Origin of the sequence: Halomonas sp. DP5Y7-2, assembly GCF_019802025.1 — a bacterium.
Classification (GTDB): domain Bacteria; phylum Pseudomonadota; class Gammaproteobacteria; order Pseudomonadales; family Halomonadaceae; genus Halomonas; species Halomonas litopenaei_A.
This window is the reverse complement of the sequence record NZ_JAHVHY010000004.1, coordinates 643045-665539: the sequence shown is the minus strand read 5'-3', so window position 1 is coordinate 665539 and position 22495 is coordinate 643045. Positions and strand designations below refer to the sequence as shown.

General features: G+C 61.0%; 22 protein-coding genes. 11 read left to right on the top strand and 11 right to left on the bottom strand.

The genetic code is table 11. The annotated features are described in order from the left end of the window. The first annotated feature begins 131 nt into the window (after window positions 1–131). A complete protein-coding gene (locus KUW18_RS09720; protein WP_206944788.1) occupies window positions 132–572 on the top strand; it encodes a hypothetical protein in 441 nt (146 codons plus the stop codon). 226 nt (window positions 573–798) lie between these two features. Here KUW18_RS09720 and KUW18_RS09715 read toward each other — a convergent pair whose 3' ends face one another. From KUW18_RS09715 to KUW18_RS09680, 8 genes are all read right to left on the bottom strand, one after another. Further along, on the bottom strand, window positions 799–2142 hold the full coding sequence (locus tag KUW18_RS09715) for a YjiH family protein (RefSeq protein ID WP_222561269.1): 1344 nt from the start codon (window positions 2140–2142) through the stop codon (window positions 799–801). A gap of 116 nt (window positions 2143–2258) precedes the next feature. Next, complete coding sequence (locus KUW18_RS09710; RefSeq protein WP_222561268.1) at window positions 2259–3218, bottom strand: electron transfer flavoprotein subunit alpha/FixB family protein; 960 nt, start codon at window positions 3216–3218, stop codon at window positions 2259–2261. After that, entirely contained in the window at window positions 3215–3967 is a 753-nt protein-coding gene (locus KUW18_RS09705) for an electron transfer flavoprotein subunit beta/FixA family protein (RefSeq protein ID WP_222164302.1), read from the bottom strand. The genes KUW18_RS09710 and KUW18_RS09705 overlap by 4 nt, the downstream gene beginning before the upstream one ends. 23 nt (window positions 3968–3990) lie before the next feature. Next, on the bottom strand, window positions 3991–5124 hold the full coding sequence (locus tag KUW18_RS09700; RefSeq protein ID WP_222561267.1) for an acyl-CoA dehydrogenase family protein: 1134 nt from the start codon (window positions 5122–5124) through the stop codon (window positions 3991–3993). Next, window positions 5121–6248 carry a CaiB/BaiF CoA transferase family protein gene (locus KUW18_RS09695; RefSeq protein ID WP_222561266.1) on the bottom strand — a complete coding sequence of 376 codons (1128 nt, stop codon included), beginning with the start codon at window positions 6246–6248 and terminating at the stop codon, window positions 5121–5123. The genes KUW18_RS09700 and KUW18_RS09695 overlap by 4 nt, the downstream gene beginning before the upstream one ends. A gap of 398 nt (window positions 6249–6646) precedes the next feature. Further along, entirely contained in the window at window positions 6647–7354 is a 708-nt protein-coding gene (gene hutC, locus KUW18_RS09690) for a histidine utilization repressor (protein ID WP_222239443.1), read from the bottom strand. 112 nt (window positions 7355–7466) lie between these two features. Then, window positions 7467–8033, bottom strand: coding sequence for a hypothetical protein (locus KUW18_RS09685; RefSeq protein WP_222561265.1), 567 nt, complete (start codon window positions 8031–8033; stop codon window positions 7467–7469). Window positions 8034–8262: 229 nt separating this feature from the next. Beyond that, on the bottom strand, window positions 8263–9117 hold the full coding sequence (locus KUW18_RS09680) for an alpha/beta hydrolase fold domain-containing protein (RefSeq protein ID WP_222561264.1): 855 nt from the start codon (window positions 9115–9117) through the stop codon (window positions 8263–8265). Window positions 9118–9279: 162 nt separating this feature from the next. Between KUW18_RS09680 and KUW18_RS09675 the strand changes: the two genes are divergently transcribed. Both KUW18_RS09675 and KUW18_RS09670 read left to right on the top strand, forming a co-directional pair. Next, window positions 9280–10176 carry a glycine betaine ABC transporter substrate-binding protein gene (locus tag KUW18_RS09675; RefSeq protein ID WP_222239445.1) on the top strand — a complete coding sequence of 299 codons (897 nt, stop codon included), beginning with the start codon at window positions 9280–9282 and terminating at the stop codon, window positions 10174–10176. A gap of 213 nt (window positions 10177–10389) precedes the next feature. Further along, window positions 10390–11403: a zinc-binding alcohol dehydrogenase family protein gene (locus tag KUW18_RS09670; protein WP_222561263.1), complete on the top strand. Its 1014-nt coding sequence runs from the start codon at window positions 10390–10392 to the stop codon at window positions 11401–11403. Window positions 11404–11612: 209 nt separating this feature from the next. Here the strand turns inward: KUW18_RS09670 and nspC are convergent, their stop codons facing one another. Then, window positions 11613–12788, bottom strand: coding sequence for a carboxynorspermidine decarboxylase (nspC, locus tag KUW18_RS09665; RefSeq protein WP_315900659.1), 1176 nt, complete (start codon window positions 12786–12788; stop codon window positions 11613–11615). A gap of 3 nt (window positions 12789–12791) precedes the next feature. After that, a complete protein-coding gene (locus tag KUW18_RS09660) occupies window positions 12792–14012 on the bottom strand; it encodes a saccharopine dehydrogenase family protein (RefSeq protein WP_222561262.1) in 1221 nt (406 codons plus the stop codon). A 729-nt stretch (window positions 14013–14741) separates the two neighbouring features. Between KUW18_RS09660 and KUW18_RS09655 the strand changes: the two genes are divergently transcribed. The 8 genes from KUW18_RS09655 (at window position 14742) to KUW18_RS09620 (ending at window position 21942) form a co-directional block, all read left to right on the top strand. Beyond that, window positions 14742–15734 (top strand): DctP family TRAP transporter solute-binding subunit, encoded by a 993-nt coding sequence (locus KUW18_RS09655; protein WP_222561261.1) that lies wholly within the window; start codon window positions 14742–14744, stop codon window positions 15732–15734. 59 nt (window positions 15735–15793) lie between these two features. Next, window positions 15794–16306, top strand: coding sequence for a TRAP transporter small permease (locus KUW18_RS09650; RefSeq protein WP_222164311.1), 513 nt, complete (start codon window positions 15794–15796; stop codon window positions 16304–16306). Between the two features lie 2 nt (window positions 16307–16308). Further along, window positions 16309–17577, top strand: a complete 1269-nt coding sequence (locus KUW18_RS09645; protein ID WP_222164312.1) for a TRAP transporter large permease — start codon at window positions 16309–16311, stop codon at window positions 17575–17577. A gap of 19 nt (window positions 17578–17596) precedes the next feature. Beyond that, complete coding sequence (locus tag KUW18_RS09640; protein WP_222561260.1) at window positions 17597–18370, top strand: SDR family oxidoreductase; 774 nt, start codon at window positions 17597–17599, stop codon at window positions 18368–18370. Between the two features lie 15 nt (window positions 18371–18385). Then, complete coding sequence (locus KUW18_RS09635) at window positions 18386–19321, top strand: 3-hydroxyacyl-CoA dehydrogenase (RefSeq protein ID WP_222164313.1); 936 nt, start codon at window positions 18386–18388, stop codon at window positions 19319–19321. 64 nt (window positions 19322–19385) lie between these two features. Then, complete coding sequence (locus tag KUW18_RS09630) at window positions 19386–20318, top strand: 3-keto-5-aminohexanoate cleavage protein (RefSeq protein ID WP_222164314.1); 933 nt, start codon at window positions 19386–19388, stop codon at window positions 20316–20318. Between the two features lie 54 nt (window positions 20319–20372). Beyond that, window positions 20373–20900 (top strand): gamma carbonic anhydrase family protein, encoded by a 528-nt coding sequence (locus KUW18_RS09625; protein ID WP_206944806.1) that lies wholly within the window; start codon window positions 20373–20375, stop codon window positions 20898–20900. Between the two features lie 37 nt (window positions 20901–20937). Next, entirely contained in the window at window positions 20938–21942 is a 1005-nt protein-coding gene (locus KUW18_RS09620) for a LacI family DNA-binding transcriptional regulator (RefSeq protein WP_222164315.1), read from the top strand. A gap of 31 nt (window positions 21943–21973) precedes the next feature. Here the strand turns inward: KUW18_RS09620 and KUW18_RS09615 are convergent, their stop codons facing one another. After that, complete coding sequence (locus tag KUW18_RS09615) at window positions 21974–22438, bottom strand: Lrp/AsnC family transcriptional regulator (RefSeq protein ID WP_222561259.1); 465 nt, start codon at window positions 22436–22438, stop codon at window positions 21974–21976. Between the last annotated feature and the right edge of the window lie 57 nt (window positions 22439–22495).

Here is a 22495-nt window from a genome sequence, read left to right as displayed (position 1 = left end):
ATCAAAGGCACAGCGATCAAAAAAACCTCGCCACTGAAACTTTGTGCCCAGAGGCTACGTATCTGACAGTGACTCGGCGCCACACCACGGGCCCGAGAGCCAAAGCCAGTCAACTGCACCAGGAGAGAATGATGTTCAAACAACTGACAGCAAGCATCCTCGTCAGCTCAGCAGTTTTCCTCACCGCTGGCGCCCATGCCGACCATCATGCGGACATGGAAGGATCCCATGATCTTGGCGTGTGGGCAGACGACCAGTCCGTTGCCGAGGGCACCGTGACGGCAGAACGCATCGTTGCCGAAAACAACGGCTGGATGGTCGTTCACCGCACCGATGACAGCCACAAGCCGGGTCCGGTAGTCGGCTACGCTCCGCTCAAGGCTGGCGAGAACACTGACATTGCCGCGATCCTGACAGAGGAAGTGGCCAATGGTGACATGCTGATGCTGATGCTCCACGGCGAAGATGGCGGCAACCAGACCGGCGTCTTCGAGTACACCCTTGGCGCCAGCGAAGATGGCCCGGTCAAGGTAGATGGCAACCTGGTGATGGCCGTCATCACGGCTCAGTAAGCCATCTCGCCAAGGTTCTTGCCCCTACGTAACGCAAGTGTTGGCTTGAACCTGACAACGACGTGCATCAGCCAGCGCCCCGCTCTTGTCGAGCGGGGCGCTGGCGTGTTGTGCCAGGCAGGCGCAACGGAAAAAAGGCACCACGGTGATCACCCGTGATGCCAATGGGCACAGCCTATGAGGAGTGACCAAGGTCCAGCGAGACGCCGGACCTCGAAGACCAGGCTTAGAACAACAGGTGAGTGGCCAGCGCCACCATCGGCAAGGCCACCAGGGTACGCAACAGAAACACGACGACCAGATCCAGCACCGTCAGCGGAATCTTGGACTCGAGCATGGCATTGGCACTTTCGGTGAAGAAGATGATCTGCACCGTCGACAGCGTGCAGACAAAGAACACCGCCATGGGGTCGACCTCTGCCCCAGAGATGATGATGGCCGGCAGAGCAATCTCGGCGATCGCCACCAGTACGGTAGGCGCAATGGCGCTGGCATCTGGCAGTTGCAGCGCTGAAATCAGCGGCTCAACCACGCTGCCAAGCATGTCGAAGACAGGCGTATAGGTGGCCAGTAGCAGCGCCAGTGTGGCGATGGCCAGAATGTAGGCGACGATTTTCTGGGCGAAGGTAATGGCTTCCCAAAACCCCTTGTAGAACACATCCAGACGGGTCTGTGCGGCGCGCTCGGCTGCCGCGGCACAGGCACGAGCGATAATAGGGGTGTCACTGGTGCTCTGAAGATCTTCAGCCGTCTGCGGGTTACCCGCGAAGTAGACATCGCGCTTGCGCGACAGCGGCGGAATCCTGACCATCAACGCCGCCACGGTGAAGTTGATGACAAAGGACACCAGGATCATGTGGGGCAGATACGCCATGATGCCGCCAATGGAGGCCAGCAAGGCAAAGAAGCCCAGGCTGCAGATGCTGAAGTTGGTGGCAATGGCCGCAGATTCACGCTCGGTATAGTGGCCTTCCATGTACAGCTTGTTGGTGATGAAGATGCCCACCGCGGGTGCCGCCACGAAAGACGCCACCGCATCCACCGCAGACTTTCCAGGCAAGCGATAGAGGGGGCGCATCAAGGGTTCCATCAGCGTGCCGACGAACTCCAGAAAACCGAACTCAGTCAGGAAGATGACAAAGAAGCCGGCGATGGTCACAGTCAGGAAGACGCTGCCGCCAAGGTACAAGGCAAGCCCGCCGACGTCCTCATGCAAAAGCCACTGTGGGCCGACCCCAAACGCCAGCAGCCCAGCGAACACCGCCGCCAGCAGGAAGGTGATGCCGGTCATGGTGCCGTCCTGACGATGATAACGCCGGAGTCCTTCATGCCCGGAAATACGTGACATCAGCCATGTCACACACAGCAGTACGATCAGTCCGAGCGTGATGAAATTCAGCGCTCCCCCCAGGGTCTGCTTCAGCAGGTTGATCATGATGACCAGGGGGATGGTCATCTGTCCGTCACCGTCAGGAAGCGGTAGAAAGAAGATGCCCAGACCGATCAAGCTGCCTGCCAGCGAGATCAGTCCAGCGCTAGATGATGTGGATGCCACCTTGGGATTATTCATGTTGTGTCTCCAGTGGAGGCTGGCAATCAAAAGGTGTCACGGTATGCGCCCGTGACAGGGCCGGACGACCATGCTCCGGCCCGTCGCTTGGTGTCTGCGTCGTCTGCGCAGGCTGTCTAGCGGTGTTGCAAAGCGCTCTCCAACTCCGGCAAGGCCTGGAACAGATCGGCTACCAGGCCGTAGTCGGCCACCTGGAAGATCGGCGCCTCCTCGTCCTTGTTGATGGCCACGATGACCTTGGAATCCTTCATTCCCGCCAGGTGCTGGATCGCCCCACTGATGCCGACGGCGATATAGAGCTCGGGCGCGACGATCTTGCCGGTCTGCCCCACCTGCAGGTCGTTGGCCACATAGCCGGCGTCGACCGCGGCCCGCGAAGCACCAATGGCCCCGCCAAGGGCGTCGGCGATACCGTCGAGCAGAGCGAAGTTGTCGCCACTTCCCATTCCACGACCGCCGGAAATGACGACCCTGGCCGAGCCCAGCTCCGGCCGGTCACTGGCGGCCTGGGACTCACTGACAAAGAGCGAGTGCTCGTTATGAGCCGTGACAGGCAGCACCGATACTGGAGCGGTCTGGTCGCGATTGCCCGCTGCCTCAAAGGCGGTGACCCTGACGGTGATGACCTTGATGGGGTCTAGGCTCTGGACAGTGGCAATGGCATTGCCTGCATAGATCGGCCGCTTGAACGTGTCCTCGTCTATCACCGCCACGATCTCTGAAAGCTGTGCCACGTCCTTGAGCGCCGCCAAACGCGGCAACACGTTCTTGCCCGTGGTCGAGGCCGCTGCCAGCACGTGGGTGTAGCCGTCGGCAAGGGTGACAAGTAGCTCGCCCATAGGCTCGGCGAGTTGATGGTCAAGGACGGATGAATCTGCCAACAGGACCCGACTCACGCCCTCGATGCCGGCAGCGCCTTGCGCCACTTCAGTGACCTGAAGGCCTGCTACCAGAACGTCGATCTCGACGTTGGCGTCCTGCTGGCAGTCCGCGATCTGCCTGGCGGCACCCACCACCTTGGCAGTGGCCGCAGCGAGTTGTCCCTGATGATGTTCGGCCAGTACGAGTAGCTTCATGAGATCACCTTGGCGTCGTTTCTGAGTCGCTCCACGAGCTCGCTGACCGAGCTCACCTTGATGCCTCCCTGTCGCTCGGCGGGGGGCTCTACCTTGAGCAGCCGCTGGTGAGCCGTCACGACGACCTCCAGCTCCTCCGGCGTCCAGCGATCCAGCGGCTTCTTCTTGGCCTTCATGATGTCCGGAAGCTTGGCGTAGCGTGGCTCATTCAGGCGCAGATCCGCAGTGATGACCGCCGGCAGCGTCAGCTCCAGTGTCTCAAGCCCACCATCGATCTCGCGGGTGACCCGCAGCGCATCACCCTCAACGCTCAGCTGGGAGGCAAAGGTGCCCTGGGGTACGCCCATCAGCGCAGCCAGCATCTGCCCGGTCTGATTGTTGTCTGAGTCGATCGCTTGCTTGCCCAGCAGCACCAGCCCAGGTTTTTCCGCTGCGACCACCGCCTGCAGCAGCTTGGCGATGACCAACGCATCAAGCGCCGCCGGGGCATCGACGTGGATGGCTCTGTCGGCTCCCAGCGCCAGTGCGGTACGTAACTGCTCCTGGACGGCCTGGGGGCCAATGCTTGCCACCACGACCTCACTGGCGACTCCCGCTTCCTTGAGACGAACGGCCTCTTCCACCGCAATTTCACAGAAGGGATTCAAGGCCATCTTGACGTTGCTGAGGTCAACATCGGAGTGGTCCGGTTTGACCCGGATCTTGACGTTGTAATCGATGACGCGTTTCACCGCGACGAGGATTTTCATGGTGATATCTCCTTGTTCGGGTGTTACGCCGTGATGGCTCGACCGATGATGATCTTCTGGATTTCCGAGGTGCCCTCGAAGATCCGCGTGATGCGCGCATCGCGGTAATAGCGCTCGATCGGCAGATCGCTGATGTAGCCATACCCGCCATGTACCTGCACCGCGGCATCGGTCACCTTGGCCGCAGCCTCGGACGCCACCAGTTTGGCTACCGCGGACTCTAGGCTGAAGCGCTGCCCGGAATCACGTGCATCCGCCGCCTTGTAGGTGACCAGCCGTGCCGCCTCTAACTGGGCATGCATCTCGGCCAACATCCACTGAATGCCCTGGTGTCGGCCCAGCGGCTTGCCTGCGATGATGCGTTCCTTCGACCAGGCGATGGAGGCGTCATAGGCAGCTCGGGCAATCCCCACGCTCATCGCCGCCACTTCGACACGTCCTCGGTCCAGCACTTCCATGGCGGTCGCGAACCCCGCGCCCTCCTCCCCCATCAGGGCGTCATCGGGAAGCACACAGTCAAAGCCGATCTCGTAGATGTGGCTGCCACGCAGACCAAGGGTCTTTTCTGGGCTGGAGAAGCTGATCCCGGGCGTATGACGATCCACCAGGAAGGCCGAGATACCGCGATGTCCCTGGTCAGGGTCGGTCTTGGCGTAGACCACCAGGAAGTCGGCGAAGGCGCCATTGGTGATGTAGTGCTTGGTGCCAGTCAGATGCCAGCCGTCAGCGGCGCGCACCGCGCGGGTTCGCATCTCGGCAGGGTTGGAACCGGCACCAGGTTCGGTCAGCGCGAAAGCGCCGAGTTTCTCACCGCTTGCGCACAGCGGCAGCAGCGCCTGCCGCTGTGCCTCGGTGGCACCGATCAGTACCGAGTCGGTGGCGAGAAAGTGCGCCGTCAGCGACGAGCAGGTCGCCGCACAGTGGTAGGCAATTTCTTCCACTGCCAGGGACATGCCAATACTGGAGATATCGACACCACCGTACTCGGAAGGCAGGTTCATGCTCCAGAAGCCCAGCTCGCCCAGGGCACGCAGGCTCTCCTGGCAGAATTCCCGGGTCTCGTCGTAATGGGCTGCATGGGTCTTCAGCACATCGGCGCAGACGCGATGGGCGGCATCCTGAAACGCGATATCGTCTTCATTGAAGGTAAAGTTCATGCGTCAATCTCCTGATCGAGGTCCACGGTGTGCTGACCGAGCGTCGGCGCGGGGCGATGGCAGACGACCCGCTGACCATTGAAGAAAACCGGCTGGGCGGGGGACTTCCACTGCCCCATGTCGAGTAACAGCTGGCGATCCTCGGCATGCTGTGATTCGGCAAGCTGGGCAATGTCCCAGATGGGGGAAGCGGGAACCCCTGCTTCATCTAGACGCGAACAGACGTCTTTCACCGAGTAGTGACGTGTCCAGCGTTCGATCTCGGCCTTGAGTGCGGCCTGATGGATGCAACGCTGCTCGTCATTGGCAAAGCGCGGATCGGTCAACAGCTCAGGGGCTTCCATGCACTCGGCAAGGCGGGCAAACAGCGGGTTATTGATGACGGCGATAATCACCTGGCCATCGCTGGCCTCGAAGCTATCGAACGGAGCGGACAGCGGATGACGGTTGCCGATAGGCGCAGGCGTGGGGCCACCAGCGATGAACTGCGCCAGATTGGTGACCTGCATGGCGAACAGACAATCGAGCATCGACACGTCAAGGTGACAGCCAGGGCGCTCTCCATCCCGCTCCCGTGCAAACAGGGCGGCACAGATTGACCAGCTCGCAAACATGCCAGCACAGACATCTCCCAGCGATTCGCCAATCCGCGTGGGGTGCCCTCCCTCGGGACCGGTGGCAGCCATCAGTCCCGACAGTGCTTGCGCAATGATGTCGTAGGCGGGCTTTGACCGCATGCTGCCCGTCTGACCAAAGCCCGAGATCGAGCAGTAGATCAGCGACGGAAAGCGCTCACCCAGGCTCTTCTCGTCAATACCCAGGCGCTCGGTCACGCCCGGACGGAAGTTTTCCACCAGTACGTCCGCCCCTTCGCACAGAGTGAAGAAACGCTCGCGATCGGTGGCATCCTTGAGGTCCAGACATACACTCTTCTTGCCGCGATTGAGCATCGAGAAGTACAGGCTTTCCCCCTGGACATAAGGTGCAATGTGGCGACTGTCATCACCATGGTCCGACTCGACCTTGATGACGTCCGCCCCCAGGTCCGCCAGCATCGCGGTGCAATAGGGCCCCGCCAGCACCCTCGACAGATCAAGAATGGTGACCCCTTCCAATGGCTTCATCGTGCCAGTCCTCCAGCGTCTTGTTATTGAGACGTGGCACGACGATCTCGACGAGCCACACAATATGTATATACATATCTTGGTCGTCATAAAAGCCTGAGGCAAAGCGACAATATTTTGCTCATTCGAAAAAAATCACAGAAACCCTTGTTTTACTAACCAAACTGATATTCAGGCAGGAGCAAAAAGTAGACTAAAGTCAAAGGAAGAACAGGCGAAGATGGCTTGGCGGGCATAAATTGGTATATACATCTTGATGTGCCGACCCATCCTGCACCGAGACGCCATCACCTGGACGCTACCCATGAAGGGCGAGCGTGAAACGAGCGCGTGGCGGGACAACCGGCACGGCGGATGAGGACGCAGCGCAGAGCAGCATCAAAGGTTTGGCCGTGCCATCAACCGTGGCGGGAGGTGTTCAGCTTGTAGCGATGTCCAGGATGGAGAAGCTGGGTATAGCTGATAAGAAGCTCTCCTGACCAGGTACGACGCACGACCAGCAGGCAGGCCTGATGAGGCGGGATCTCGAGTAGACGCGTTTCTTCAGCCGTCGGATTGATCGCTTCGACGCTGTTTTCCACGTCGGTGACGGGGTAGCGCGCGACCAGGATGGCGTTTGGGGTCTGCCGCGTGAAATCGTGCTTGAGGTAGTCCGGTGCCAGTCGAGGATTGACGTGGCGTCGCTCGAGCTGAATGGCCACGCCATCTTCCCGATGCAGAATCTCGGAGTAGAACACCATGGTCCCGGTCTTCACGCCAAGGAAGACCGCCACCTCCTCAGACGCCTCCACCTCCTCGAGCGCGATGATGTCACTGGAGTGCTCGCCACCTCGCGAGCGAATCTCGTCAGCAATATTGCGAATATCGAACAAGGACGACTCGGACTTGCGCTGGCTGACATAGGTGCCAGAGCCGACGCGCCTGACCAGCAGACCGCTCTGCACCAGGTCCCTGATGGCCTTGTTGGCGGTCATCCGGCTGACACCGAACTCCCGAGCGAGCGCATTTTCGGCGGGAATGCGATCGCCAGCAGAAAAGGTCCCTTCTTCGATATGAGATAGCAAATGCTCCTTGATTCTGGCGTAACCAGGCCGCTTGCTGACCATGAGGGATCCTTTTACTGGCACAAGGGCCCAAGTGTAGCCACGGCCCGTACCCCAGGGAAGCAGGTAAACGACACCTCACTCGATAAAGCCCGCCACGGCACCGAGAATTCCGTTACAGCATCGCCCCGCGTTCGGTGGCCTCTTCGGCATCGGCCGGCTCCGATCTCGTCGATGGCGGACAGGTATCGACGATAACGTCGATTCCGGCCCACACCCCTTGCCAGGAGTATGTCATGACGCCCTGATACCCCGTCGTACCATCGCAAAAACGGATATCAAAATCGGCGATGTGCTGCTCGACATATAGCCTGAGCTGTTCCGAGCCAAAGCTTCCGGAATCGTCATGATTCTCTAGAAAATAGGCGGTTCCAGCACCGCCAAACAGCGACAACACGCCATTGTCCGTGTACTCGTAGAAGAGCAGGGAATAGGGGCTACTGCGGTAAGCGTGCTCGTTGCCGACAAACTCGACCGACATCCTTTCCATGGCCTTGTGGCGCACACTTTGATAGAGCGCCTGCCGGTCGCTGACCGGATGTCTGACCAGGTAGAGATTGGGAGTGACCTTGGACTGGACAAAGGTCATCGGACGAACGGTATCGACCGCCCTCGGGCCCACTACCGCCAGCACGCCCAGTCCGACCAGGCCAGCGACCAACCACAGTCTTGTCCTCTTCACGCGGCACTTACCTCGACATCACCAGAGCGACAAGCTCGAATTAGAAGAAAGGTCTGTCGAAGCGATGTTGCGCACCTTGCCTTGCGCTCGAGCGCTTCTCATAGGCACCCGTTCAACCCTACACCCATTTCGCCCTATGTCTCTTCCATCCTACCCCCATTCAAACCCGCGGCGGATACCCGCCCGGACGAGGCTTCCGCCGGAGTTGTCGCGCTCCCGCGCGCGCTCCTTACCGGCCGCTCCCGTCGGCCTCGATGGATTCACCGAGCCTGGAGCAGAAACGCCCCCAGACCAGCTGCAGGGACGGCAGCCAGGGAAGGCCATGCAACGCGCTGTGCACCATGCCGTCAGCGACTTCCAGCGATACCTGCGCCGAGCTGCGGGACCATTGCGCTACGGCGTCTTCAATCATTGCCGTCAGCGGATCATGCTCGGCCGCCAGCACATGCATATGCTGCGATGGCGGCAGGTACCCATCATGGGCGGGAACCGTTGCCGCGACCGTCGCCCACAATGCCAGGACGTCATCGCGGCTCAGCAGCGGCGCGTCTGCCCCCAACAGCGACGCCTGCGGCGTGCCGACCACCGGATAGATCAACCCCAGCGGCGGCACGCCAGTGCCCTCCCGAGCCAGCATCGCCGCCGCATCCAGAACCAGCCGACCTCCAGCGCTGTCCCCCACCGCGGCGACAGGATCACAGGCCTGCCACACGCCGAGCACGTCCGATAGAGCGTCACTGTAGGACGACTCGGGCAACAGGCGGTAGTCAACGCTGACCACTTCCCGGCTCAGGGCCTGCACCAGGGCTTCAGCGACGCCACGGTGGCTGCGGCTGGACCCCAGCGTCCAGCCGCCACCATGGGCGTACACTACGACGCCACCGCCCTGGCGCGGGCCGTCCCGTGGCCATAGCCTGGTCACCGGCACCCCGGCAATGGTGGTGGCCTCGTCGGCGATGGTGGCACTGTTCAGCTGAAAGCTCTGGCACAGACGCTCGTAGCCGCGCCGGGCGTCAACGGGAGTCATCCCTTCGAGTCCGTGGAGTCCCTGCCGATAGCGGTTGATGAACGCTTCAATTTCCATAAGGCCTTCCGTAGGCAGATGTGCCACATCATGGTAGCGATGTCTCGGCGCGCCAGGCATTTACATCGGCAATCGCCCCCATTGCGAAGACTCGTACCCAGTCCCTTGGCAGCCTGTCGACTTGGGCTAGAATCAAGGCTCAATTTCCAGCCGGACGTCAGAATGCCGTTACAACACTTCGCTAAAACAACAATTACCACGGGCCTGTTCGCCCTCCTGACCGCCACCGCCCAGGCCGACGATGAGATCGTGGTCGGCGGCAAGAACTTCACCGAACAGCAGATCATCTCGAGCATGACCGCCCAGTACCTGGAGCATCTGGGTTACGACGTGGACAAACGCGCCGGCATGGGATCCGCGGTGCTGCGGCAGGCACAGGAAAACGGCCAGGTGGACGTCTACTGGGAGTACACCGGCACCTCGCTGATCGTCTTCAATGGCGTTGACGAAAAGCTGGACGCCCAGGCGACCTATGATCGCGTCAAGGCCCTGGACGCCGACAAGGGGCTGGCCTGGCTTGAGCCTTCCGGCGTCAACAACACCTATGCCATCGCCATGCGTGAGGCCGATGCCGAGGCCATGGACATCACCAGCATTTCGGACATGGCGTCGGCGATCAACGCCGGCGAAGAGCTGCTGTTTGCCTCCAATGCCGAATTCTATGCGCGCCCCGATGGACTGCGTCCGATGCAGGACATCTACGGCTTTCAGTTCGACCGCTCCGATATCAAGCGCATGGATACGGGCCTGACCTATACCGCCCTCAGAGACGACCAGGTCGACATCGCCATGGTCACGACTACCGATGGACGAGTGTCGGCCTTCGACCTGCGCATTCTCGAAGACGACAAGGGCTTCTTCCCGCCCTACGCCATGACCCCCGTGGTGCGCCAGGAGGCGCTGGACACCCACCCAGAGCTGGCGGCCCAGCTGAATGCACTTGCCGCCACGCTAGACGATGACGTCATGACGCGGCTCAACGAGCAGGTGGACGTCAACCGCGACGTCGTGGAAACCGTCGCCGAGCAGTTTCTCGCCGACCAGGGGTTGATCGACTGATCGCATCTCCCGGCCACCGTGCCGATCGGGGCCGCCGCACTGCCAAGATGCCCCCTGCTTCTCACGTCGTGAAGCAGGGGGCACCGCCAGACTGTCGTTGCGTCGATTGTCCTGACATCCCGAAAAGAGTGTTTAGCGTTTGACGGTGTTCGGAATATCCATAGCAGGCTAAGGTGTTGCTCATATCCCAATCGCCACTGCCATGGAGATCCCATGAAAGCTATCGGTTACTACGCCCCAGGTCCCATCGATCGCGACGACGCCCTGGTGGATCTCGCGCAAGAGGTGCCTCAGGCCAGCGGACACGACGTGCTGGTCAAGGTCGAGGCCGTTTCGGTCAATCCCGTCGACGTCAAAATCCGCCAGTCACGAGCGCCCGAGCAAGGCCTGGCCGCGGTGATCGGCTGGGATGCCGTCGGAGAGGTGGAGGCTGTCGGCGACAGGGCAACCTCTGCCCAAGTGGGCGACCGAGTGTGGTACGCCGGGGATATTTCTCGCCCGGGCACGAACAGTGAGTACCATCTGGTAGACGCACGCATCGTCAGCAAGGCACCCGGCTCCATCGACAACGCGGCCGCCGCCGCCCTGCCCCTCACCGCTCTGACCGCCTTTGAAATGCTGTTTGATCGGCTCAAGATCAACGACCCGGTCCCCGGCGCCGCTCGCGCAGTGCTGGTCATCGGCGGGGGCGGCGGCGTCGGCTCGATCACTATCCAGCTGCTGCGCGCACTGACCGACTACACCGTCATTGCCACGGCGTCACGGCCAGAGACCCAGGAGTGGGTGAAGGAGCTGGGGGCCCACCATGTCATCGATCACCATCAACCGCTGCCGGCACAGATCGATGCCCTTGGCCTCGGTGCTCCCGCTTTTGTGTTCTCGACCAATGCCTCAGAGGGCTACGCGCCCCAGATAGCAGAACTGATTGCGCCCCAGGGTCGCTTTGGCTTGATCGACGATCCGGCCTCCCTCGACGTGGTGCCGTTCAAGCCCAAGGCGGTGTCCATCCACTGGGAGCTGATGTTCACCCGCCCGCTGTTTTCCACGGCCGACATCGCCCGCCAGGGAGAAATTCTCGCCAAGGTGGCGCACCTGATCGATACCGGGCACCTTCGCTCCACCGCTACTGAGTCCTTTGGCACCATCAACGCCGCCAACCTCAAACGTGCCCATGCCCTGATCGAGAGCGGCCGGGCCAAGGGCAAGGTCGTGCTCGAAGGTTTCTAGGCGGTCCCTCTAGATAGCCACCCTGGCCTAGCTGCCCTGACCTAGCCGCCCTGGCCTAGCTGGCCATCAAGGCGCCAACAGAAAACGCCCGCCCCGCTCGGTCTTGCCGAACGGGGCGGGCGTCATGTGGGGCGACGACGCTGCGATCGAGACGGCGCAGCTTACGTCGTCAACTCAGCATCGCCAGCTCAGCCTTTCCTGTTTGAACCTCAGGACAGGCGTTCGCGGAAGTCCTGGTAGCCAAACTCGCGGATGACCTGCAGGGCTCCGGTGTCCGAGTTCCACACTGCGATGGCCGGCAGACGCGTGCCATTGAAGGTGGTGGTCTTGACCATGGTGTAGTGCGCCATGTCCTTGAACACCAGCTTCTGCCCTATCTCGAGAGGGGCATCGAAGCTGTAGTCACCGATCACATCACCGGCCAGGCAGGTCAAGCCTCCCAAACGATAGGTGTGAGCCCGCTCACCAGGTTCCCCTGCCCCCAGCAGACCAGGCCGATAGGGCATTTCCAGCACGTCCGGCATGTGACAGGTGGCAGAGGTATCGAGAATCGCCTGATCGAGAGTATTGAAGGTGGTATCCAGTACCGTGGTGACCAGCACGCCGGACCCAATCGCCACCGCTTCGCCTGGCTCAAGGTACACCTGAACCTGATGACGCTCTGCGAATGAGCGAATGCAGCGCACCAGGTCGTCGCGCTGGTAGTCGGGCCGGGTGATGTGGTGGCCACCACCGAAGTTCACCCACTCCATGCGACCAAGCAGGTGGCCGAAGCGCTCTTCCACCGCCGCCAGCGTTCGCTCAAGCGGCGGGAAATCCTGCTCGCACAGGGTGTGAAAATGCAGACCGGTGATGCCATCCAGGGTCGCTTCATCCAGCTCCGACAGCACAATACCCAGACGCGAGCCGGGAGCGCAGGGATCATAGATCGGCACATCGCCCTCGGAGTGCTCCGGGTTGATGCGCAAGCCGAACTTGATCCCAGGCCGCTGCTCCAGCGCTGCCTGCACCAGCGGCTGCGCGCGCTGCCACTGCGCGCAGCTGTTGAACACCACATGATCAGCGATCTTCAGGATCTCGATCAGATCGGCCTCGCTGTAGGCAGCACCAAAGACATGCACTTCGCCTTCGTAGTGCTCATGGCCCAGCAGGGCTTCATGCAGACCACTGGCACAGGTGCCGCTCAGGTAGCGCGACACCAGCGGCGCGAAATGCCACATGCTGAAGGCCTTGAGCGCTGACAGCACCTTGGCCCCGCTGGCGTCGGCCACCTCGGCGAGAATCCGCAGGTTGCGCTCCACCGCCACCTCATCCACCACATAGCAGGGAGATGGCAGCGCGCGGGTATCGAGCCGCGAGATATCCGTGAACTGAAGGATCTCCACGCCTTACAGGTCCTCGCCCTTCTGTACGTCAAGACGGAAGGAGGGATCCAGCTCGACCACTTTCCACGGCAGACCGTAGGCATTCATGTCGGCCATGAACGGATCGGGATCGCACTGTTCCATGTTCCACACACCGGGACGCTTCCAGTGACCCTCGAGGATCATCTTGGCGCCAATCATCGCGGGCACGCCGGTGGTGTAGGAAATGGCCTGGGACTGGACTTCGGCATAGCATGCCTCGTGGTCACAGATGTTATACAGGTACATGACCTTTTCCTGGCCGTCCTTCTTGCCGCGGACGACGGTGCCGATGCAGGTCTTGCCTTTGGTGCGCGGTCCCAGGGTGGAAGGGTCGGGCAGCAGCTTGGCAAGGAACTGGATAGGCACAATTTCCTGGCCGTTATAGTCGACCGGCTCGATCCCCGTCATACCGACGTTCTTCAGCACTTCAAGGTGCTTGAGATAGCTGTCACCAAAGCTCATCCAGAACTGAGCCCGCTTGAGGCTCGGGAAGTGCTTCGAGAGCGACTCAAGCTCCTCGTGATAGAGACGGTAGATGTTGTAGTCACCGACCTCTTCAGGGCAGCTGAAACGCGCCATCTTGGACATCGGCGGGGTAGTGACGAACTCGCCATTCTCATAGTGACGACACTCGGCACTGACCTCCCGGATGTTGATCTCCGGGTTGAAGTTGGTGGCGAAGGGATAACCATGATCGCCGCCATTGACATCGATGATGTCCAGCTCTTCGATCTCGTCGAAATAGTGCTTGGCGAGATAGGCGGTGAACATGTTGGTGGCGCCCGGATCGAAGCCGCTGCCCAGCAGAGCCGTCAGCCCCGCCTGCTGGAAGTGCTCCTGGTAGGCCCACTGCCACTTGTACTCGAACTTGGCGGTATCAAGGGGTTCGTAATTGGCCGTGTCGAGGTAGTGAACACCCGCTGCCAGGCAGGCATCCATGATGCTCAGGTCCTGATAAGGCAGGGCGACATTGATGACCAGCTCGGGCTTTTCTGCCTCGAGCAACGCCGTCAGTTCAGCCACGTTGTCGGCATCGACCTGGGCCGTGCGAATGGGGCGCGGCAGCTGCTCGGCGATAGCCTTGCACTTGGACTCGGTGCGACTGGCCAACAGGATATCGGTAAACACCGAGTCCAGCTGGGCACACTTGTGGGCGACGACACTGCCGACACCGCCGGCACCAATGATGATCACTTTCGACATGTTGATACGCTCCCGCCTGAATACAACGATCCATCCACAGACAATAGAGAGGATGGATAGACCTGTTGAGCAGCCCTTCTCGACAGACTCCCTGACTCGCTCCTCCGAGCAAGCCAGCGGGCCCGACCCGTGACGTGGACTCGCTTAATGGGCCCGGTTGAGGTGCTTGGCGCCTCGCCCACAGGGCACGTCCTCGAGACATGCCCCTACCCTACTACCGGACGGCGCATGCTAACCACATTTGCCAGCTCATGCCACGGCTTTTCGCACCGAAAAGTGCCCCCCGCCAGGGCCGTCCTCAGTGTAGTCAATCAGCACCACATGACAGCTTGACGGTGGCTTCGCATTTCCCTTCTTCCACCACCCCGAACCGCCCCTTGCCAGCGCCTGTCTATCCCCCGGTCTGATCGGCCGGACTGACCGCCCTGACTGACCATCCTGGGCGACCGTCATCGGCCCCTTCCATAGCCCACACCCAATGCCTTCATCCGCGACATTCGCATCTTGATTCCGAATAATTAAAGACTACGTATTCACTCGACACTACTAAAGTATATTTACTTTATTTTCATATGCTTAAAAACAAAAAACAAAGGCATAAAAACTTTAATGTTGAATACGTATTCCCAAGCCTTTAAAAGTGATTCCCCTTGCTGCCCGTCACACAGACACGCCTCCCGGCAGCGGCCGCCCCACCCCAGGGCATCACAACGATAACAGGAGAGCATCATGCGCCAATTCAACTCCCTTCCTTTCCGCCTCACCGTCCTGACCGCCGCCATCGGGCTGTCCAGCGCAGCCTTCGCCCAGCAGGAGCGGACCATCGATGTCAGCCTGCCGCTGGGACCCGACTCCCAGCAGGGCATCGGCGTGCTCAAGTTCGGAGAGGAGCTGGAGCGTCTGTCGGAAGGCCGGCTGACCATCGAGCCCCACTATGACAATGCGCTGGGGGCCGAGCGTGAAGTCATCGAAGGGATGGGGCTTGGCATCATCGATGCAGGCATCGCGTCGACCGGCCCCATGGGCGGCTTTGTCGATGAATTCCTGCTGTTCGACCTGCCCTACATCTTTGAGGATCACGGGCATGCTTATGCCTTCCTCGACAGCGAATACGGTGGCCAGCTGGCCCAACTCGCCGAAGACCAGATGAACGTCAAGTTCCTAGCGTGGATGGAGAATGGCTTCCGTCACAACACCAATTCCGTGCGCGCGCTGGAGCAGCCCAGCGACCTGGAAGGTATCAACCACCGCACGCAGGAAAGCCGCGTGCAGGTTGATACCTGGGAAGCGCTGGGCGCCAACGCCACGCCAATGGCGTGGACCGAGGTCTACACAGCGCTGCAACAGGGCGTCATGGACAGCCAGGAAAACCCTCTGGCCACCATCTACGACGTCAATTTCTACGAGGTTCAGGATTACCTGAACATCACCCAGCACGTCTATTCACCGGCGCCGCTGATGATGAGCCTGGACCTGTTCAACTCCTTCAGCGAAGACGACCAGGCCCTGATTCTGGAGGCCGCTCAAATCGCACTGCCGGTTCAGCGGGAAGCCAGCCAGGAGCTGGAACAACGCTACAAGGGCGAGTTGGCTGACCTGGGCATGACGGTCACCGAACCTGACCTGGCGCCCTTCCGCGAGGCCGTGCGTCCGGTTATCGCCAAGTGGGGCCCGACCGTCGGCGAAGACCTGGTCGACGCGGCCATCAACTTCGAGCACTGAGTACCCGGCCCCCTGTCCAGCCAGCTGGTCAGGGGGCACTGCATTCTGCGAGGCCCTTCATGCACTCCTTTCTGCGTGTCGCCAACACGGCGATCTGGCACTTCAATCGGTTGATCGGCTGGGGGCTCGCCCTGCTTTTGCTGATCATGACCGTACTGATCTTTTGGCAGGTGTTCGCTCGCTTCGTGGTGGGCAGCCCGCTGTTCTTCTCCGATGAAATCGCTCGCTTTTCGATGCTCTGGCTAACCTTTATCGGTGCCGGCTATGCCTATCGTCATGGCGCCCTGATCTCCGTCGACATCGTGCTCGAATATGCAGGAGAGCGCCTGGCTCGGCTTTTGCGGATCGTGATCGTGCTGTGCTCGGCACTGTTTGCGTTCGTCATGATCAAGTATGGCCTCGAGCTGGTCGGCCGAGTGGCCAGCCAGACGGCGCCAAGCACGCGCATTTCCATGATGTGGCCATACCTGGCCATTCCTGCCGGCGGCGTCGTGATTCTGATCAATAGCCTGGGGCTGTTGATTGATGAAGCCCTCGGACAACCCGTCCAGCGACTGCAGGAGGTCAGCTGATCATGGCCCTCATGCTGTTCTTGACCCTTATCTCTCTTTTCGTGGTGGGTGTTCCCATTGCCTTCTCGCTGGGACTGGCGTCTGCCCTGACGGTGTGGCAAGGCGACCTGATGCCGATGCTGATCGTGGCACAACAGCTGATTGCCTCGGTCAACTCCTTCCCGCTGATGGCGATTCCGTTCTTCATCCTCGCAGGCTACCTGATGCAGGGCGGCGGCATCTCGAAGCGCCTGGTCGATTTCTCCAATACCCTGGTCGGCAGCATGACGGGCGGGCTGGCCATGGTCGCCATCGTCACGTCGCTGTTCTTTGCTGCGATTTCCGGATCCGGGGCAGCCACCACGGCGGCCATCGGCTCTATCCTGATTCCCGCGATGCTGGCCAAGGGCTATCCCGGTGGCTATGCGGCGGCCAATCAGGCGGCGTCGGGCGCTCTGGGGGTCATTATCCCTCCCAGTATTCCCTTGATCCTCTATGCCATCGCGGCCAACGTGTCCGTTGGCGACATGTTCATTGCCGGCATCCTGCCTGGCATTCTGGTTACCCTGACCCTCCTGGTCTTTGCCTACTTCTTTGCCCGCGCCAACGGTCTTGGCGGTGGCGAGAAAAGCTCACTGAGCGACGTCTGGCGCGCCGGCAAGAAAGCCATCCTCGCCATCCTCATGCCGGTCATCATCCTTGGCGGCATCTACGGTGGGGTGTTTACACCGACCGAGGCAGCGGTGATCGCGGTGGCCTATTCCTTTGTCATCGGCACGGTGATCTATCGAGAGATCAAGCTCGACAGTCTGGTGGGCATTCTGCGTCAATCCGCAGTAACCACAGCGGTGGTTCTCAGCATCATCGCTGCCGCCGGACTGTATGGACGCATTCTGCAAAGCCTCAGAGTGCCGGACATGATCTCCGACTTCGTGATCTCGGCCATCGACAGCCCGCTGCTGTTTATCCTGCTGGCCAACCTGCTGCTGTTGCTCGCCGGCATGTTCATCGAGGCGGCGGCCGCCATCCTGATCTTCGTGCCCATCCTGCTGCCCATTGCCGTGAGCTACGGCTTCGACCCGATTCACTTCGGCATCATCATGGTGGTCAACCTGGCCATGGGCATGTTTACCCCACCGGTCGGGCTCAACCTGTTCGTGGCCTCTCAGATCACCAATATCGGCATTGCGCGGCTGACCTGGGCCGTCATGCCCTTCGTCGCCATCGTGCTGATCAACCTACTCATCATCAGTCTGCTGCCGGCCCTGTCGACCTGGCTGCCGTCGCTGTAACCCTACAAGGAGAGACCCCATGAGTGTTGTAGAAAGCCTTCGCCCCCGCCAGGGACTGCGCGTACTGGTGACCGCCGGCGCGTCGGGCATTGGCCTTGCCATTGCTACCGCCTTTGCCGAAGCCGGTGCTCGGGTTCACGTCTGCGACATCGATGACAAGGCGCTGGATGCCCTGCCGCCACACATCACACGCACCCATTGCGATGTCAGCAACGACGAGGATGTCGCTCGCCTGTTCGACGATGCATCGGCCCTGGGGGGCCTGGACGTGGTCGTCAATAACGCCGGTATTGCTGGCCCGACGGCAGGCATCGAGGACATCGACCACGCCAGCTGGACCCAGACCATCGATATCAACCTCAACGGACAGTACCGGGTCGCACATCGTGCAGCGCCCTTGCTGCGTGATAGTCAGGGACTGCTGGTCAATCTGGCCTCCGTGGCTGGCCGCCTGGGGTTCGCCTATCGCACCCCCTATGCCGCCAGCAAATGGGCCGTGGTCGGCCTGACCAAGAGCCTGGCCTGCGAGCTTGGTCCGGAAGGCGTGCGTGTGAATGCCATTCTTCCGGGCATCGTGCGCGGCCCACGGATCACCAAGGTCATTGAGGATCGAGCGGCCAAGCGTGGGATCAGCTACGAGGAGATGGAGACCGAGAACCTCTCAAAGATATCGATGCGCCGCATGGTAGACCCGACGGATATCGCCGCCATGGCGCTGTTCCTCGCTGCACCAGGCGGATCCAACATCTCGGGGCAGGCGCTCAGTGTCTGTGCCAACGTCGAATCCCTCTGACCTCAGGACGCTCTCATGACGACTTCCATCGGTGTGGTCGGCGCAGGACTCATTGGTCGCGCCTGGGCCATCGTATTCGCTCGAGCAGAGCTGCCCGTCACCTTGTTTGATGTAGATGCAGATGCCCTGGACAGGGCATCTGCAGCGATCCAGCAGTCGCTGACGGACCTGGCTGACGCCGGGCTGATCGATGATCCAGTCGCGATCATGGCCAGAATTCGTTTTGACAGCCACCTCGTCTCGGCCATGCAGGATGCCATCTACATCCAGGAGTGCGGGCCGGAGGACGTGACCGCGAAACGTCAGATCTACCGCGATCTGGAGGCGGTGGTCAGCAGTGACTGCGTGCTGGCCAGCTCCACCTCGGGGATCGCCGCCTCGCGCTTTACCGATCACCTGGAGCACCCTCAGCGCTGCCTCGTGGCACATCCGGTCAACCCGCCCTACCTGATTCCTCTGGTAGAGGTGGTACCGACGCCAGCCACCAGTGAACAGAGTGTTCAGCGGGCCATGGCCCTGATGGAACAAGCGCGCCAGGTCCCGATTCTGGTCCACCAGGAGGTGGCAGGCTTTGTCCTCAACCGCCTGCAAGGGGCGCTGCTCAACGAAGCCCTGCGGCTGTTCCGGGATGGCGTGGTGTCCGCCGAGGACCTCGACAAGACCATGAAACACGGGCTTGGCCTGCGCTGGTCCTTCATGGGCCCCTTCGAGACCATCGACCTCAATGCGCCTGCGGGCATTGCCGACTACGGCAAGCGCTACGGCCCGCTGTATCGCGATATCGATCGCGAGCGCGGACAGGAAGACCCCTGGCTCGACGCCACCCTGGAGGCACTGGACGAGCAGCGCCGCGCCTTGCTCCCCACACACGAACTGGGTGAACGCCAGGCCTGGCGTGATCGCCGCTTGATGGCACTGCTCGCCCATCAGCAGGCTACGACACCACGCTAAACCGCACACGTCATGCGGCAACGTTCACGCCGCTGTGCTCACTTTGCTAAAGGACTTCACGGAAATGGCTACAAAACGCAAGGTCATCATCACCTGCGCCGTCACCGGCGCCATTCACACCCCGTCCATGTCTCGCTACCTTCCCGTCACCCCCGAGGAGATTGCCGAGGCAGGTATCGCCGCCGCCGAGGCTGGCGCTTCGGTGCTTCATTTGCATGCCCGGGACCCCAAGGATGGCAGGCCGACCCAGGATCCGGCGATGTTCGAGCGCTTCCTGCCGCGGATCAAGAGCTCCTGCGACGCGGTGATCAATCTGACCACCGGCGGCAGCCCCCATATGACGGTGGAAGAACGTATGCGCCCCGCCATGGAGTTCAAGCCTGAGCTGGCGTCCATGAACATGGGATCGATCAACTTCGGCCTGTTCCCGATGCTGGATCGCTACAACGAGCTGACCCATCAGTGGGAGCGCGATCACCTGGCCAATAGCCGTGACCTGGTGTTCAAGAACACCTTCGCTGATATCGAAAAAGCCATGACGCTTGGCGATGCCAATGGCACCCGCTTTGAATGCGAGTGCTACGACATCGGCCACCTGTATTCGCTGCGCAATCTACTCGACCGTGGTGTCGCCAAGGGCCGCGTCTTCGTCCAGAGCGTGTTCGGTATCCTGGGTGGCATCGGGCCGCATCCTGAAGACGTCATGCACATGCGCCGCACCGCAGACCGCCTGTTCGGCGATGACTATGAATGGTCTGTGCTGGGGGCCGGCAGCAGCCAGATGCGCATTGCAGCGCAAGCCGCTGCCATGGGTGGACACGTGCGCGTCGGTCTCGAGGACTCGCTGTGGCTTGGGCCGGGCAAGCTGGCCGAGACCAATGCAAGCCAGGTGACCAAGGTCCGCGAGATCCTGGAAGGCCTGTCTCTCGAGGTGGCCACACCCGACGAGGCGCGCCAGATGCTTGGACTAAAGGGCGGGGATCAGGTCGGGTTCTAGGCTTGGCCCGCCGTTAATTGCGACAGTATCAGCACCCGCATAAGGAGATGGGTTGTGACGCTTTATCGACTCGGGGGCGCGTCCCCCGATATCGCCGCCGACGCCATGGTGATGGACGAGGCGACCCTGATCGGTGACGTGCAGCTGGGAGCAGACGTGAGTGTCTGGCCAGGCGCCGTCCTGCGTGGCGACAATGCCCCCATCCTGGTAGGCGCCGGCAGCAACCTGCAGGATGGCTGCGTGGTCCACACAGACCCCGGTGAGCCGGTGACCATTGGCCAGCGTGTCACCATTGGTCACCTGGCCATGTTGCACGGCTGCCGAATTGGCGACGAGGTGCTGGTCGGCATGAATGCTACCATCCTCAACGCAGCGGTGATCGGGGAGCAGAGTATCGTTGGCGCCGGAGCCCTGATTACCTCCGGCAAACGTTTTCCCCCACGATCGCTCATCCTCGGCAGTCCCGCCAAACGCGTGCGTGAGCTGACCGAGGAAGAGGTCGAGTCGGTGAAGACCAATGCTCAGGTCTATATCGACAAGATCGCCACCTATGCTTCTCTGGAGCGTATTGAGCCGGCGTGAGCGCCGGCAATACAGTCACCCGACAAGATATGCCTCGATGAAAAAGAAATCCGTCACCTCCCGCGATGTTGCCCGCCTGGCCGGTGTCTCGCAGTCTGCCGTCAGTCGCACCTTCTCTCCCGAGGCGAAGGTATCGGAAAAGACGCGCCGGAAGGTCATGGAAGCCGCTCGAGAGCTCGGCTATCGCCCCAATACCATCGCGCGCTCACTGATCACTCGCTCCAGCAGGACCATCGCCGTCGTGGTGTATAGCCTGGAGAATCCGTTCTACAGCTTTATGCTCGAACAGGCATCACGGTTCTTTCGGCAGCAGGGCTATCACCTGCTGCTGTTTTCTGCCCCCGCCAGCGATGGCTTCGATGCCGTGCTGGAAGACATTCTGCGCAGTCAGGTGGAAGGCATTCTCATGCTTGCCATCACCATGACGGAGGAGCAAGCCGCCGTGGTGTCCGACTACGAAATCCCCGTGGTCATCATCAACCGTACCGTGGACTATGCCGGCATCAGTCAGGTGGCCTGCGACAACTATCAAGGGGGCTACTGGGCGGGCCGACACCTCGCTTCACAAGGCCACCGTCGCGTGGCGTACCTGGCGGGTCTTCCCGCCACGTCTACCAGCTGCCAACGGCAGGCGGGACTGGAAGAGGGTCTGGCAGCGGCAGGCCAGACACTGCATGCCTGCGACGTGGGCAACTATCAGTACGCTGACGCCTGTCAGGCGACTCGCCGCCTGTTTACCCACCCCACTCCGCCCGACGCCCTGTTTGCCGCCAACGACCTGATGGCCATCGCTGCCATGGAGGTGCTGCAGAGCGAATTTCAGCTGCGCATCCCACAGGACGTATCGATCATCGGCTTCGATGATGTGCCCATGGCCGCCTGGCCCAGTCACTCTCTGACCACTCTGCAGCAACCGGTACAGACCATGATCATGCGCGCCACCGAACTCCTGATGGCCCAGATCGATCACCCGGACACCCCTCCGCAGCAGCTGACCCTGCCGGTGACGCCGATGCTCCGCAGCAGCGTCCGGCGCGCATGACGCGCCCGGTCGCCAGTGCACTCCGCCGTGTCTAGCCCAGCGGCAGCCGGTTGGTGGACTTGATTTCCCGCAGGGACAGACTGGAGCGAATGTTGGTGACGCCCGGCAAGCGCCGCAACACGCGCTCGATGAAGTCACTGTAGTCCTCCAGATCTCGAGCGACGACCATCAGCAGGAAGTCATCATCTCCGGTCGTATTGTGGCATGACAGAATATTCGGGCTGTCGATCACCACCTTCTCGAACGCCGCCACCGTGGTGGCGTCATGGGCCATGCAATTGAGTTGAACGAACGCCATCACCCCTAGCCCGAGACGCTTGCGATCAAGCGTTGCCTGATAGCCTGAGATAACGCCGTCCTGCTCAAGACGCTTCAACCGTCGCCAGCATGGTGTCTCGCTCAATGACAGCGCCTCGGCAAGACGCGCATTGGAGATTCGACCGTCCTGCTGCAACAGATCAAGCAGCTGTAGATTTTTCCTGTCCAGCCCACTCACGCAATGTCCTCCCAATAAACATCGTGAAAATAAAAGATACTTTCCACATTGCGGGCT

What these genes read in the sequence shown, in the direction of transcription:
- KUW18_RS09635 (WP_222164313.1), top strand. Translation starts at nt 18,386, where the DNA reads ATGACGACTTCCATCGGTGTGGTCGGCGCAGGACTCATTGGTCGCGCC.
- KUW18_RS09620 (WP_222164315.1), top strand. Translation starts at nt 20,938, where the DNA reads ATGAAAAAGAAATCCGTCACCTCCCGCGATGTTGCCCGCCTGGCCGGT.
- KUW18_RS09655 (WP_222561261.1), top strand. Translation starts at nt 14,742, where the DNA reads ATGCGCCAATTCAACTCCCTTCCTTTCCGCCTCACCGTCCTGACCGCC.
- KUW18_RS09670 (WP_222561263.1), top strand. Translation starts at nt 10,390, where the DNA reads ATGAAAGCTATCGGTTACTACGCCCCAGGTCCCATCGATCGCGACGAC.
- KUW18_RS09715 (WP_222561269.1), bottom strand. Translation starts at nt 2,142, where the DNA reads ATGAATAATCCCAAGGTGGCATCCACATCATCTAGCGCTGGACTGATC.
- KUW18_RS09645 (WP_222164312.1), top strand. Translation starts at nt 16,309, where the DNA reads ATGGCCCTCATGCTGTTCTTGACCCTTATCTCTCTTTTCGTGGTGGGT.
- KUW18_RS09650 (WP_222164311.1), top strand. Translation starts at nt 15,794, where the DNA reads ATGCACTCCTTTCTGCGTGTCGCCAACACGGCGATCTGGCACTTCAAT.
- KUW18_RS09680 (WP_222561264.1), bottom strand. Translation starts at nt 9,117, where the DNA reads ATGGAAATTGAAGCGTTCATCAACCGCTATCGGCAGGGACTCCACGGA.
- KUW18_RS09710 (WP_222561268.1), bottom strand. Translation starts at nt 3,218, where the DNA reads ATGAAGCTACTCGTACTGGCCGAACATCATCAGGGACAACTCGCTGCG.
- KUW18_RS09700 (WP_222561267.1), bottom strand. Translation starts at nt 5,124, where the DNA reads ATGAACTTTACCTTCAATGAAGACGATATCGCGTTTCAGGATGCCGCC.
- KUW18_RS09630 (WP_222164314.1), top strand. Translation starts at nt 19,386, where the DNA reads ATGGCTACAAAACGCAAGGTCATCATCACCTGCGCCGTCACCGGCGCC.
- KUW18_RS09695 (WP_222561266.1), bottom strand. Translation starts at nt 6,248, where the DNA reads ATGAAGCCATTGGAAGGGGTCACCATTCTTGATCTGTCGAGGGTGCTG.
- KUW18_RS09660 (WP_222561262.1), bottom strand. Translation starts at nt 14,012, where the DNA reads ATGTCGAAAGTGATCATCATTGGTGCCGGCGGTGTCGGCAGTGTCGTC.
- hutC (WP_222239443.1), bottom strand. Translation starts at nt 7,354, where the DNA reads ATGGTCAGCAAGCGGCCTGGTTACGCCAGAATCAAGGAGCATTTGCTA.
- KUW18_RS09705 (WP_222164302.1), bottom strand. Translation starts at nt 3,967, where the DNA reads ATGAAAATCCTCGTCGCGGTGAAACGCGTCATCGATTACAACGTCAAG.
- KUW18_RS09640 (WP_222561260.1), top strand. Translation starts at nt 17,597, where the DNA reads ATGAGTGTTGTAGAAAGCCTTCGCCCCCGCCAGGGACTGCGCGTACTG.
- KUW18_RS09675 (WP_222239445.1), top strand. Translation starts at nt 9,280, where the DNA reads ATGCCGTTACAACACTTCGCTAAAACAACAATTACCACGGGCCTGTTC.
- KUW18_RS09720 (WP_206944788.1), top strand. Translation starts at nt 132, where the DNA reads ATGTTCAAACAACTGACAGCAAGCATCCTCGTCAGCTCAGCAGTTTTC.